This is a genomic window from Bacteriovorax sp. Seq25_V (genome assembly GCF_000447795.1).
Classification (GTDB): Bacteria; Bdellovibrionota; Bacteriovoracia; order Bacteriovoracales; family Bacteriovoracaceae; genus Halobacteriovorax_A.
This window is the reverse complement of record NZ_AUNI01000010.1, coordinates 89,523-102,444: the sequence shown is the minus strand read 5'-3', so window position 1 is coordinate 102,444 and position 12,922 is coordinate 89,523. Positions and strand designations below refer to the sequence as shown.

Genomic DNA, 12,922 nt, shown 5'->3' with positions numbered 1-12,922 from the left:
ATCATGACTATTGATACCCAAACCCAAGAAATCTTGGTTGATGCTGTTGAAAATGACGCTATTTCCGTCTTAATCGATCACATCAAGCGAGATTTAAACATTAACGAGAAGCTTTCCAGTGAAGAAACTCTACTTCACAAGGCACTCCAATACCGTAAATTCCATATTTCTCAACAACTCGTTTTACTTGGTGCCGATATCAATAGTGTTGATCAATTCAATCGTTCTCCTCTTCATCATGCATGCCGCTCTGGATTTTACGAAGGAGCTAAATTACTAACACTCATTGGGGTGAACTTAAATCAGCAGGATCATAAGGGCCGAATTCCTCTTATGCACGCGATTAAGTTCAAGCAAATGCCACTTGTAAAACTTCTCATGAGTAAAGGTAGTGACAGCGACATAGAAGATAACAATGGCTTTAATTCACTAATGTGGGCAGTAATGCACCTCAGTCCAGAAGAGCTCAAAGAAATGATGAGCGCAAGTGAGGACGATGGTATTGAAGAAAAAATGGAACAAACATTTGTTGCGCACAAAGAGAATGAGATCAAGGTTGCAAATGAAACGTTTGATGCTATCAAAGATGAAAACATTGATTCTGACTCAGCTGACGAACGCCCAACAGACATTCCAGATGTCATTCGAGAGCAATTACCAACAATGGAACAAGCAGCAAGCTACTCAATTAAGGAGCATTTAGCTAGCTTACGTGAAAAGGCTGAACAAGATGGTTTTGACTATCAAATAGTTCACGAGTCAGAAGATGAAAAAGATCAGATCATCTATGAAGACGGTTCTACTTATGATGACACTATTAAAACGAAGGAAGAAATTGAGACGGCGTCTTATTCTATAGACCGCTCAACTCCAGAAAAGAGTGAATCCCAGCCAGAGTCCAGTGAGGACATATATCGCATTACGAGCAATGAGAATACTAATTCAGTAGACAATGAAAGACAGACAGTAACGTCAACTGATCCAAGCCTTATTGAACGCGAAAGTATAACAGTAAGCCAACAAGATATTAAAACACACCAACAAGAAAAAATTCACGTTGGCGAGTATCAAATCAATGTTAAAGAAAATGAAAAAATTGAAAGACCACTTTCTAGTAATCATCTGGAGCAAAATCAAAATGAGAACACTACAGTAGCTGGACATACTGATGTATCACCAGAAGAGCGAACAACTGTCGAAGGGATTTCTGAAAAAACGTGGGAAACGTCTAAACTATCTGGAACGGATCACATTAAAGAAGATCGCTCATTTATATCAGGTAATGAGCATGAATCAGACATAGTAATTCAAAAGCTCAAAAGATCTGAAGAGGGTTCAAACAATGAAGTCGAAGATGACTTCATGAAAGTAAAACACTTACAAGGTGGCGAAGAACAGGAAGATGAAAATTCTTTTCAAGTGCCAGACAGTACAACAGATGAGCAAAACAAAGTCATTCTCGACAAGAAGAAAAATATTACTTATCTTCGAGATGGCTTCAAAGATGAATATAAAGATGAATATGGTCAAATTCGTACTGTGGATAAAAATGTTGAGGACGACACCTTTGGAATTCTTAAGTCAGATGATCGCGTTATTAAGGATGAGTATGGAGAAATCACTACTGTAAACAAAGAAGTCGAGCCTTCATACGAGACAAAGGAACTTCGTCGATCTGAAACACCACAAGAGCCTTCGAAGGCGAGAATAATTAGCGGTTCACCAGAAGTTCAACAATCTGAAAAAATCACAGTCAGTGAGTCTAATCACCAAATTCTTGAGAATGAAAAAATAAAAAGGCCTGAACTTCTCACTCCAGGCAAACAGTCAGACTCTATAGATATTAAGAGAACTGAAGGATCTGAACCGGCATCAGAATCTAGCTTTGACCGGCTAAATGATACTGTAAAATCAGCAAAAAATGACAAAGAGACCGATGGTTATATCGTCAAAGGATCTATAGACGAAGATAAGAATAATGATGTGATTGCCATTAAGCATCTAACCTCTGATGCTCAAGAAGAGAAAGAGAATGAGAAGTCAAAAGAGGAAAATACTGAAGAACTAACAGAACAAGAACAAAAAGTTCTCGAAAATGCTGTTGATCCCAACATGAAAAATGCCAAGGGACAAACCCTATGCTGGATAGCTTCGGAGAAGGGTCAAGTTGCACTTTTAAAGAAACTCATTCTCCAGGGAGCAGATTATGAAATCAAAGACACAAAAGGTTTATCTTGTCTAATGATTGCCTCGCTTAATGGACATACTGAAGTTGTTGATTATCTCGCTCACAAAGTTCGCAATATTGACGAGAAAAGAACTGATGGTCACACAGCACTGTCACTGGCAATTGAGGCAGACCGTGCAGATTGTGCTCGTATCCTCATTGATAACTCTGCAAGTATTGACACTAAAATCAAAGGCAATACTCTCCTAATGCAAGCAGCATCTGTAGGAGCCTTAAACTCTATCAAGCTTCTTATTATGCTAGGGCAAGATCCTATTGAAAAAAACTTCCGTGGAAAAACAGCATTAGACTTAGCCAAGACGATGAAACAGAAAAAAGCCTTTATGATTCTCGGAAAAATCGTAGCCTCAAGGATAAAGAAAGATGAATGATGCTCTTTTAAAAATTACCAACAAAAAATTTGATGCCATCACTTTATTTCGAGAGAATCATACTGACATAACTAAAGCTTTGTCAGGGTACCTTGAAAGCCCGAAGCATATTCTTTTAAACCTGGCTCCACTTGACTCCCCAACTGACGAACTCCTTGATCTTATTAACTTTGTCTCTACAATTTTAAAGAGTTCATCTTATTCGCTTCAAGTATTTGATGCAGATCAAAAAGTTTTAAACAAGCTTAGTGATCATCGTTATCGTAATATTTTACCTGCGACAGATATGATCAAATACATCACACTCCTCGACAACATAGAGCGAGAGCTTAGAGTAGAGAGTTTACTTAAATGTTATGTGGATGAAACAATGAAATATTTCTTTTCGAAGAAAGGAATCATACTCAAGCGTGGCGAATTATCCCTAGATGATTCACCACAAACTTTTTTAAATCAAATGAATTATTTTCAAACATTTGAGCTTAGTAATTCTTTTTTCTCATTTGTTATTGGTGGAGCTGAGTCGTTCTTTGAAGATTTCATCCAAGAAATGGGTGAAAAAGAGTTATCTCCTATTTTTAGTGCTATTACAGGAAATATTCCTTCCAAATACTTTGAAGATGTGAAGCTTCATGATTACCTAGCTCACCCTTATAATAAATTCCCATCAGAGAAAATTGAAGTTGCAGGTAGCGCCCATCACCACTTCCAAAATTGCGTGGTGATGAAGATACCTCTAGAATTTAATTCGAAAACTTTTTATCTTGAAGTTTGGATACCAAAAGTATTCAGCAAGGAAGTATTTAACTTCTTAAATCCTTAGTTAATAACTTCTGGTTCTTCTGGCTCCGGTGACGCTGATTCTACAACTTCACGCTTAGAATATAAGTGCTTTTCACCATCAACGTCTTTGATACGAACTTCTCTAATTTCGTAGTCATCTACTTTCAATAAATGGAAACTTAATCCTTCCCAAACGATAATCTGCCCTTCTTCAGGAAAGTTATTTCCAAGCATATCCAGTACAAAGCCAGCTAGAGTAGAATAATTATCATTTAAAGGAATTTTAATGTCGTAATCGTTATAAAGTTCTCTAAGAGAAATTGATCCATCAACAACAATTCCATCTTCAGAATCAACTTCCATATACTCTTTTAGAACTTCTTCTTCATCAAGGTCGTGCTCATCTTGAATCTCCCCAAGGATTTCCTCGATAATATCTTCTAGGGTAATAATACCCACGATCAGTCCATTCTCATCTTTCACAAGGGCAAGGTGAACTTTCTTTCTATTCATGTGATCAAATACAGCCTGAATTTTCATATGCTCGAAAACAAAGAACGGTTCCTTGAGGTAATTCATTAAATCAAAATCTTTCTTATCCTCATCTTTAACAAAGGCAAGTGATTTCACATGAAGAAAACCTTTTATATTTTCAAGTTCTCCATCACAAACAGGGTAGCGACTGTGCGTATCGAGATTAACTATACTGATAATCTCTTTATACTGCATTTTTACCTGAATATACTTTACTTCCTTTCGAGGAATCATGATGTCTTTTACTTTAATTTTTGGAAACTCAAGAATCGAGTTAATCATATCGATCTGCTTAGCATCCATTGTATTTTCTTTTTCCGCTTTTTGAATCATGTACTCAATATCGTCTTTCGTGACCACTCGTCCGGTAAGTTGAGCATTTTCTCCAAGCACTGTATTGATAACCCAAACCATAAGCTTAATAACTGGGTAAGTTAGATAGTAGAAAACCTGTAGAACACGAATAGTGAAAACAGATAGAGATTCTGCATGAGTTCTTGCAAAAGTCTTTGGCATGATTTCACCAAAGATTAGAATAATTAAAGTTGTTACCCCTACTGCAATACTAATAGCATCAGTTGCAAAAATTCTTTGCGCAATTACTGTGGTTAGAGAAGATGCGAAAATATTTACAATATTATTTCCAACAAGAATTGTCGTTAAAAGTTCGCTTGGTTTTTCAACCATAAAGCTAAGGGCCTTACCTTTAGGTCCACCTTCTTCAATTAATTGTCTTGCGCGATCATGACTGACTGATAGTAAAACTGCCTCTGATCCTGAAAAGAATCCAGAAAGACAAAAGCATACCGTTAATGAGACTATCTCAAAACTGTCTATCTCCATTTAATAATGTCCTGGGGTTTTTGAAAAAACGTTTAAACGCTTCTGCGGGGGTTCTATGTTAAATTCCTTGTTATTTAACCTAACTAACAATTAGTCTTAAATTAATTAAGTTTAGCATTATTTTACACTATTTCAAGATTTTAGTCTATAGCCAGAAACGTAGTTTACTTAGGATCACGTAACCGTGACCCTAAGTATTTGTAATTAGAAGCTTAATTTTACCATTGCATAGTACGAGCTCCCCTCTTGCTTATTATAATAATCAGAGTGTGAAACTTCGTATTGATACGTACCTAATCGCATTCTTAAGTTATCATATATAGGCATTGACCAGTATAAATGATATCCAGTCATATCTGATGTCTTATAAAATGGAGCGATGTTAAAATACGTCCATTCATCAAGATAGTAGTTCTTATTTGTTACAAGATACTCGGCCCCAACTACATGTGTACTATCAAACTTATAATTTAAGTTGAATAGATATCCTTCTCCATTAATGTGCTTATTATTTGCTTTTGCTTGCCAGTCTGTACCAATAAAGCTCATCCAAAAATTTAGGCCAGTATTAGCAATTCCATTTAACCCAAGTGTCCAATTATATCCCCATCCTCTATAAGTATCTTTGTATGACTCCCACCAGAAATCTTCATAGTTCAATGTGAAAATATACATTTCTAAGCTGTCTACCCATGAAAGATTTTTAACTTCGTATTCTCCCAAAAAAGCCCATAGAAGTGTATCAGATTTAACTTTCTCATTTGGCCCAGGCTTACCAGAAGTATCCGCAGGCGTCTTCCTTTGCTTTGTTCTGTCTGATTTATCAATATTAATATACGGAGTGTAGAAAAATTTTAATTTTAAACTATGATCTTTTGGAAGAAATTTTGCTAAATTAATAGATAGTGCAACACCGTCAAATATTGAATTATATGCCATTCTTGGATAAGTACCACTTCTCTCTTGCCCATCTAACTGGTGCTGAGGTGGCCCGAAGTTCGTTGGCATTCTTCCAATAGCAAAATTGTAATATTCATTAGGTGTATACGTAAAAAACACTTTATCAAAGCGAGCTGTTGATCCCTGATAACCTAAACTTCCCTGATTAGACTTATTCCAGTAATCTTCTGCATCACCATCGCGTCCTTCGTTATTCCAAAACTTAGACATTCCCAATGTTGAATAAAAATTGATCCTATCATTCACATCATAATTAACGTCAAGAGACGCAATTGTTGCATAAACATTAACTTCATCTTTCTCTGTCGCTCCAGTTGAGATATCCGTTGTTTTTTTCTTTTCATATGCTTCATACATATTAATCAACTGACCAGAAATTGAAAAATTCCTAGTATAGTTTACAAGCTCCAGTTCCTCTAATCGAGACTGAATATCATTAATCTCTTTTTTCGTAACCTGCGCATAAATGCTTGTTACCGAAAGAACAATTACAAATAATTTTTTCATCATACTTTTCCTTATTTAATTACCTACAACATTCCCAGCAGAAGCTGAGCAACTAAGCTTACAATCCTCAGAAACTACAACTGGATTCTGTGGGCACAGTTTGTATTTAATTACATTTCCAGCTCTACCTGGCGTAGCTAAGGCAGAAGCCTCATCCTCAGATTTGCCACATTCTTTTTTCACTTGCTCCACAAAGTCCTCTTTGATCCCTGCAAGTGAAGACAACGAACAAATGCTAAGAAAAACTAACAATTCCTTCATTCCAAAACCTCCATATATTTTTTTGTTATCTTAATAAAAGCTATTGTTAAATGTAAATAATTTATTACGTTATGTTATGCTTAAGATATGAAGAAAAGTCTTGTAGCAACACTAGCTTTACTAATATTTTTACCTTCACAAGCTGGAGAAGTAGTTAAGGTCTCCACACTTGAGTGGCCTCCGTACACTTCAGCTCTTACTGACAAGTTCAACGAGAGTAATATACTTGTGAAAAAGATTTTCAAACAGGTCAATGTAAAAGCGGAGTTTAATTTCTATCCATGGTCTCGCGCCCTTATGCTAGCATCAAATGGTCTTGTTGATGCCCTTGGACCGGAATATTATAGTGAAGCGAGAAGCAAAGACTTCTATTACTCTGAACCATTTTACGAAACACCTCTTGTGCTAGTTGCACGCAAAGATTTTCCTCTCGATAGTTATAAAGAGTTATCTTTTTTAACTAAATATAAAATCGGAGTCGTTAAGAATTACATCAACAATGAATACATCGACGATAATAATACAATCACAAAGGAAAATGCTCTTGATGATCTTAATAATATCAAAAAACTAATCGCCAAGAGAATTGATGTCATTGTCATTGACAAAAAAGTAATGGATTATTTGATAGAAAAAGAAGGTTTGGGCCATGACTTTAAAGTTCTTGAGCCAATTCTTGAGAGAAAAAAACTATATGTGGTTTTCCCAAAAAAGAAAAAAGGCTCACTTGAACTAAGAGATAAATTCAATGCGGGCCTCAGAAAATTACAACTTAGTGATCGAGGTGCTCACCCTTAAAATCATGGTCTGAATAAACAATTCGATCATTCATCTCATGGTTAAAATCATGGATATCTTGAATATTCGTCACATTCCTAAAGATTGTATTACACTTATAGCAAATTCCAATCGGCTTAAGCTTTCTAAATAGAATAAAGTCAAAAACATAAAGTACAAGAAATGGAGCGACTGCATAAGGTGCATAGGGACTCATAAAGATCCAAACTGATAATAATGCAGCTGTCACGAATAATGTCACTCCTAACTTTCTATTGAAATCTTTTTGCTTATAGAAGTCTTGGCGCTGACAGCATGGGCAATCTTTTAAAACACCATCAAAATGCTCTGGTGTAAAATATATATTATGTTCTTTTCCACAAATTTTACACTCGCAACTCTTTGCATCCAGAGTTGGTGCGATTGAAATCCCTGATCCACATTCAGTACAAGTAAGAGTAATCTCCATCATATTAGTAGTCCAAATTTAAAGAATAAATAACTAGAGATTAGCTCTCCAATAAATACAAAAATTGTCATTGAATAATAAATACCTGTGGCACTTTGAATACTTCTCATGCACACAAGACGCCAACCGAAGTAACTCATTACTCCAATTACCAAGTATCCCCAAACACCTCTCATGATAAACATGATCCAGTTAAAAGAATACCCTCCTCCAAGCATAGTACCCAATTCAAGGTAAGCACTCGCATTCGAAGCTTCATAAAAGCTCCAAATGATCTTTGGAATCATGATTGCCCACATAATAAGTGTTGCAACTTTTAATGGTTTCTCACTTAACTTTGGAGTTACAAGGTACCAGTGCCCCAAGATCATCGCATATGTAATCGCTCCTAAGTAGTAAGCAGAACTCATGATGAACAAGTAGTTTCTTAGTGTGTATGTTTGATAAAAATAAAATTCAACAATTCCTAATGCTGCCGGAATTGCATAAAGAAGCCATAAAAGAGAATTTTTTTCATCGTGTGTATTGTGTAATTGGCGATGAAAAAGAAGACAAATACTTGATACAACAAGAATTGCTCCTTCAATATTTGCGAGAGACTTTCCCATTACAACATGACAGATAATCGCGCCAAAAATCGAGCTTAGACAAACAGTCGTTAGTAATTTTTGAAAACCTCCACCAGTCATTTTTGAATTTGCTACTGGAGCAAAGATAAAAACTCCAAAGCCAACTGAGAGAAGATAGAATTTTGAGAGCTCTAAAATATAATTCATTAAGCACCTATTATATTACTTTTCTTGAATTCCAAGAATTTCATCACAATACTAAAATTTGCATCAAGAAGATTTAATTTAATTACCTCATTTTTCATCATTTCAAAAGGAATGAATTTTGAGATCAAGCTATCTGTAAACTGATCTTCATCAGTTACTTCTAAATAAAAGGAATATAGTTGAACCTGGCGGTCTTCATAGTCAAATTGATCTATTGAGAATTGAAGAAAGCGAGGCTCGGCAATTCTAGGACCAACTTCCTCTTCAAATTCGCGAATACAGGCCTCAACTGGGCTCTCATTTATCTCAATTTTCCCCCCTGGAAACTCAAGCTTCCCATCAAGTGCACCAGCCTCTTTACGCTCTTGAAAATAGAACGTTATCCCCTCTCTTGAAGTTCTTATTGGCATGGCAAATGAGATAAATTTTCGCATGTGCTTTTCTACACATTTTTTAAAAAGTTGGCCAGTTTGTTGCGCATAGTCTATAAGGGAAGCCATGGAAAATCTGCCATTTAAAAAACATTCCCTACTCTTCGCCCCGATGGAAGGTGTAACTGACGGTGCATATAGACTCGCTGTTGGCAGAGCATTCAGTGAATGGGACTATTTTAGTACTGATTTTTTCCGTGTTCCTAGCGTCGGGAATATTTATCCAGAAGCTCTCAACAATCACTATGGAAAAAGAGCCCTTGAAAATAAGAAGCTCTACCAGAAAACTTCATATCAGATTCTAACTTCGGCCCGTGCTCAAACGAAAGAGACGGTTTCGATAATTAATGATCTTGGTTATCACCATCTTGATCTTAATCTTGGGTGCCCATCAAAGAAAGTTAATGCACACCATGGTGGCGCATTCTTACTCTCCGATCTTGATGCCCTGAGAGTAATAATCAAAGAAATTCGTGAAAGTTTTAAAGGTGTCTTCACTGCAAAAATTCGTGTTGGCTATAAAGATGATCTGAACTTCTTAAATATTTTGAAACTTCTCGAAGATGAAGGCGTTGAGGCCATTACAATTCATGCACGAACAAGAGACCAACTCTACCAAGGAATTGCAGATTGGAAGTACATTAAGCAAGCCGTTAAGGCCTGCAATATTCCAATCATTGGAAATGGTGATATCTGGACGGTTGAAGATATTGTTCGAATTTTTGATGAGTGTGATCCATACGCAGTAATGTTAGGACGAAGCGCTCTTAAAACCCCATGGCTTGCAACGCTCTTTGATCAGTTCAAAGATAATAGTCATTTTCTAAGTGAAGAATTTCTTCTTGAAGAGAGAAAGCAACATCTTGATACTTACTTCTATGAACTAGAAAAAGAATTTAGAATCGAAGGTCTTAAAGAAGAGATTATTCTTAAGCGATTTAAATCTTTTTCAAGGTATATCTTTGATGACTTCCCTGACTTTGAAACTGTACGCGGAAGGTTTCTTCGTAGCGAAAAACTCGAACATTTTAAAGATCATTTATCGAATCTTATTGTATAATCTTTCAAAACCAATAAAGACCACAACTCCAAGCAAGTAAGCAAGAATTAAAAGAAAGTTCATTTGTAATAGCAAGAGCACACAGAAAAATGTGAAGCTTGGAACAAATGTCACAATCACATCGCGATACTTATGCCCCTCAAATTTCTTGCTTAGAAAATTATGAAAGCCAAAAAGCGCTCGTGAAAAGCTATAAAATCGCCTCGGACTCTTTTTATATTCTTCGATATTTGGATGTGTCAGATACAAAGAAAATACTAATGGAACGAGATAGGATAGATGATATTCGAGTGGGATATCAAAGAAGTAATCGAGAAGGCTTTCGATTAAAAATAAAACAAAGAGAATGATGTAATACTTTTTCTTATCCATAAAAAAAAGGGTGCCGAAGCACCCATATCACTACTTGGCTACGCCAACTGATTTTGTTTCACGTACAACTGTAATTTTAATTGTACCTGGGTAAGACATTTCGTCTTCAATTTTTCTAGCGATTTCACGAGAAAGCATAACAGTTTGCTCATCGTTAACCTTATCGTTTTCAACGAAAACTCTAACTTCACGACCACCAGAAATTGCATAAGACTTCGAAACACCTTCGAAAGAGTTAACAATTTCCTCGATATCTGTAAGACGAGAAACATATGATTCAGTAAGGGCCTTACGGGCACCTGGACGAGCACCAGAAAGAGCATCCGCAGCTGCAACAATATGAGCAAGGATTGATTCTGGTTTTTCATCATCATGGTGAGCTCTAATCGCGTGAACGATATCTGGAGACTCTCCGTATTTCTTAGCAAAGTCTGCACCGATAACAGCGTGAGAACCTTCAGCCGAAGCATCAAGAACTTTTCCGATGTCATGTAGAAGACCTGCACGTCTTGCTTGCTTAACATTTAATCCCATCTCAGAAGCCATTGCACCAGCAACAAATGCTGCTTCAATTGCGTGCTGATATTGGTTTTGTGTATATGAAGTTCTGTAGTTCAGGGCCCCAATCAGTTTTAAGATTTCTGGGTGGATTCCGTGAACACCAATTTCCATCTGTGCTTTTTCACCAAGAGTTAGAAGGTGCTTTTCAAATTCAGCTTTAGACTTCTCGTGGAATTCTTCAACTTTTGCTGGGTGGATACGTCCGTCAGCAATTAGTTTTTCAATTGTTCTCTTTGCAATTTCACGTCTAACAACGTTGAAAGAAGAGATAACAACTAGCTCAGGAGTATCGTCGATAATTAAATCAACACCACAAATTTGCTCGAAAGCACGAATATTTCTACCTTCTCTACCAATTAGACGACCTTTAACATCGTCAGAAGGAAGGTCAACTGTAGTAATTGTTCTTTCCGCAACATATTCACCAGCAAATCTTTGAATCGCAATACCGATAATTCTCTTAGACTTATCTTCTGCGTTCTCTTTTGCTTCTTCTTCCATTTTGATAAGCATTTTAGAAAACTCAACTTTGGCTTCTTCTTCCATCGTCTTAACAAGTTCTTCTTTAGCTTGTTCTTTAGTCATCATCGCAACTTCAGTTAATTTAGTTGCATATTCTTCTTGTCTTACAATGTATCTTTCTTTTTCTTTGAAGATCTCAAGTTCTTTCGTTTTAAGTTCTTCTTCTCTCTTATCAATTTTTTTCTTAGCTTCCTCAATTTCATCAAGCTTCGTTTCTAGCTTAGCTTGTTTCTTATTGAGATCTTTCTCAGCTTCGTTAAGCTCTTTCTTCATTTTATCAGCAACTTTCTCTGCTTCTTCTTTGATTTCTTGAGCTAATTCTTTCGCTTCTTTGCGTGCCTTGTAATTGATATCCTTAGCTTGCTCTTTAGCTTTTTCGATGATCTCGTCACCTTTCTTTTCTCTTTCTGCTAGTTCTTTCTTAGCCTGTCCTGCTCGTACAACGAATCCTGCGATTACACCAACGATCAGAAAAAGCACAGAAGCCAGTATTACTTCAGTATTCATTCTTTCTCCCTATTTTCTATTCTCAACTTTCAATTGCAATTTATCAGTTATGACGAAGTCCATTTTCACGTCTGTCTCTTCCATTGGGACCTCATCTACTAATTGCTCATGAAAGCAGATGCCGATTTTTATCAAATTTTTATTTTCAAGATAACGATCATAGTAACCTTTCCCTCTACCTAACCTTGCTCCGTCTCTGCTAAAAGCCAAACCAGGTATCAATAGAATTTCAGGAACCACTTCCTCACTATCTTCGCTTGGTACGAAAAAACTTCGGCCAAACATTTCTTTTTTCTTCAGTTCATGACCTTGGCCAATTTTAAAAACCATGCCAGTGTCTTCACCAAAACTTGGAAAAGATATTCTTCCAAGGTTTTTGTTTACAAAGAGATCTGTAATCTCTGGCTCATCATCAAGTGGATAATAAGCTCCTAAATTTAGGTGGATAATTTTATTAGATAGAAGTAGTGAATATATTTGGTCTGTAATTTCTTGAGATTTAGAACTTAAAAGCGCCTGATTTTTACTGAGCTCTTTTAATATTTCTCTACACTCTTTTCGAAGCTCACTTTTTGTTTTCATCAGTGAGTCGATGGTGTTACTTCCTCAATCAACCTGAAAGCATCCTCAGCCATTTTTTCAAACTCAGTAATACTTTCTTTATATTCTCTCTCGAGTGTTACTTTATCAGTCGCATATTTTAGCGCAAGTAACACTGCGATTTGTGAATCTTTTAGATTAGGGTTTCCCTGCTTCATTTTTATAGCTTCATTGTTTACATAAGAAACAATTTCATCTGGTGAAACAGCTGTCTCGTCTTCGACTTCCTTAAGTCTTATACTGTGCCCTAAAATATTAAATTCTTTAACTTCCATCTTTATATCCGTCCTATAAAGATTCTAATATTATGCACTACTACCGTCAACGTATCAATTGAGCT

At 36.3% G+C, this 12,922-nt stretch carries 14 protein-coding genes; 4 read left to right on the top strand and 10 right to left on the bottom strand.

Translation table 11 applies throughout. The features are described 5' to 3' along the window. Positions 1 to 3: 3 nt before the first annotated feature. Both M900_RS04605 and M900_RS04600 read left to right on the top strand, forming a co-directional pair. Positions 4 to 2,619, top strand: coding sequence for an ankyrin repeat domain-containing protein (locus M900_RS04605; protein ID WP_021273724.1), 2,616 nt, complete (start codon positions 4 to 6; stop codon positions 2,617 to 2,619). Further along, complete coding sequence (locus M900_RS04600; protein WP_021273733.1) at positions 2,612 to 3,442, top strand: hypothetical protein; 831 nt, start codon at positions 2,612 to 2,614, stop codon at positions 3,440 to 3,442. Before M900_RS04605 ends, M900_RS04600 begins: the two co-directional genes overlap by 8 nt. Here the strand turns inward: M900_RS04600 and M900_RS04595 are convergent. From M900_RS04595 to M900_RS04585, 3 genes are all read right to left on the bottom strand, one after another. Beyond that, positions 3,439 to 4,779, bottom strand: coding sequence for a hemolysin family protein (locus M900_RS04595; protein ID WP_021273646.1), 1,341 nt, complete (start codon positions 4,777 to 4,779; stop codon positions 3,439 to 3,441). The two genes, M900_RS04600 and M900_RS04595, sit on opposite strands and share 4 nt — an antisense overlap. Before the next feature lie 204 nt (positions 4,780 to 4,983). Then, positions 4,984 to 6,246, bottom strand: coding sequence for a DUF3373 family protein (locus M900_RS04590; protein ID WP_034731320.1), 1,263 nt, complete (start codon positions 6,244 to 6,246; stop codon positions 4,984 to 4,986). 15 nt (positions 6,247 to 6,261) lie between these two features. Beyond that, positions 6,262 to 6,507 (bottom strand): hypothetical protein, encoded by a 246-nt coding sequence (locus M900_RS04585; RefSeq protein ID WP_021273707.1) that lies wholly within the window; start codon positions 6,505 to 6,507, stop codon positions 6,262 to 6,264. Between the two features lie 87 nt (positions 6,508 to 6,594). On the opposite strand from M900_RS04585, the gene M900_RS04580 reads away from it, so the two are divergent. Then, positions 6,595 to 7,305, top strand: coding sequence for an ABC transporter substrate-binding protein (locus M900_RS04580; RefSeq protein ID WP_021273689.1), 711 nt, complete (start codon positions 6,595 to 6,597; stop codon positions 7,303 to 7,305). Here M900_RS04580 and M900_RS04575 read toward each other — a convergent pair. Genes M900_RS04575 through M900_RS04565 form a run of 3 tightly spaced genes read right to left on the bottom strand, consistent with a single transcriptional unit; the run spans position 7,280 to position 8,963 of the window. After that, positions 7,280 to 7,756, bottom strand: a complete 477-nt coding sequence (locus tag M900_RS04575) for a hypothetical protein (RefSeq protein WP_034731317.1) — start codon at positions 7,754 to 7,756, stop codon at positions 7,280 to 7,282. The genes M900_RS04580 and M900_RS04575 overlap by 26 nt on opposite strands. Next, a complete protein-coding gene (locus tag M900_RS04570) occupies positions 7,753 to 8,529 on the bottom strand; it encodes a hypothetical protein (protein WP_021273700.1) in 777 nt (258 codons plus the stop codon). Before M900_RS04570 ends, M900_RS04575 begins: the two co-directional genes overlap by 4 nt. After that, on the bottom strand, positions 8,529 to 8,963 hold the full coding sequence (locus M900_RS04565; protein WP_198295941.1) for an NUDIX domain-containing protein: 435 nt from the start codon (positions 8,961 to 8,963) through the stop codon (positions 8,529 to 8,531). The genes M900_RS04570 and M900_RS04565 overlap by 1 nt, the downstream gene beginning before the upstream one ends. A gap of 64 nt (positions 8,964 to 9,027) precedes the next feature. On the opposite strand from M900_RS04565, the gene M900_RS16965 reads away from it, so the two are divergent. Next, positions 9,028 to 10,020, top strand: coding sequence for a tRNA-dihydrouridine synthase (locus M900_RS16965; protein ID WP_021273675.1), 993 nt, complete (start codon positions 9,028 to 9,030; stop codon positions 10,018 to 10,020). Here the strand turns inward: M900_RS16965 and M900_RS04555 are convergent. Genes M900_RS04555 through zapA form a run of 4 tightly spaced genes read right to left on the bottom strand, consistent with a single transcriptional unit; the run spans position 10,000 to position 12,857 of the window. Continuing rightward, positions 10,000 to 10,392, bottom strand: a complete 393-nt coding sequence (locus M900_RS04555) for a hypothetical protein (RefSeq protein WP_021273751.1) — start codon at positions 10,390 to 10,392, stop codon at positions 10,000 to 10,002. The two genes, M900_RS16965 and M900_RS04555, sit on opposite strands and share 21 nt — an antisense overlap. A 30-nt stretch (positions 10,393 to 10,422) precedes the next feature. Continuing rightward, positions 10,423 to 11,982 (bottom strand): ribonuclease Y, encoded by a 1,560-nt coding sequence (rny, locus tag M900_RS04550; RefSeq protein WP_021273760.1) that lies wholly within the window; start codon positions 11,980 to 11,982, stop codon positions 10,423 to 10,425. Between the two features lie 9 nt (positions 11,983 to 11,991). Further along, positions 11,992 to 12,564 carry a 5-formyltetrahydrofolate cyclo-ligase gene (locus tag M900_RS16960; RefSeq protein WP_021273678.1) on the bottom strand — a complete coding sequence of 191 codons (573 nt, stop codon included), beginning with the start codon at positions 12,562 to 12,564 and terminating at the stop codon, positions 11,992 to 11,994. Beyond that, positions 12,564 to 12,857, bottom strand: coding sequence for a cell division protein ZapA (gene zapA / locus M900_RS04540; RefSeq protein WP_021273766.1), 294 nt, complete (start codon positions 12,855 to 12,857; stop codon positions 12,564 to 12,566). The genes M900_RS16960 and zapA overlap by 1 nt, the downstream gene beginning before the upstream one ends. Positions 12,858 to 12,922 lie beyond the last annotated feature (65 nt).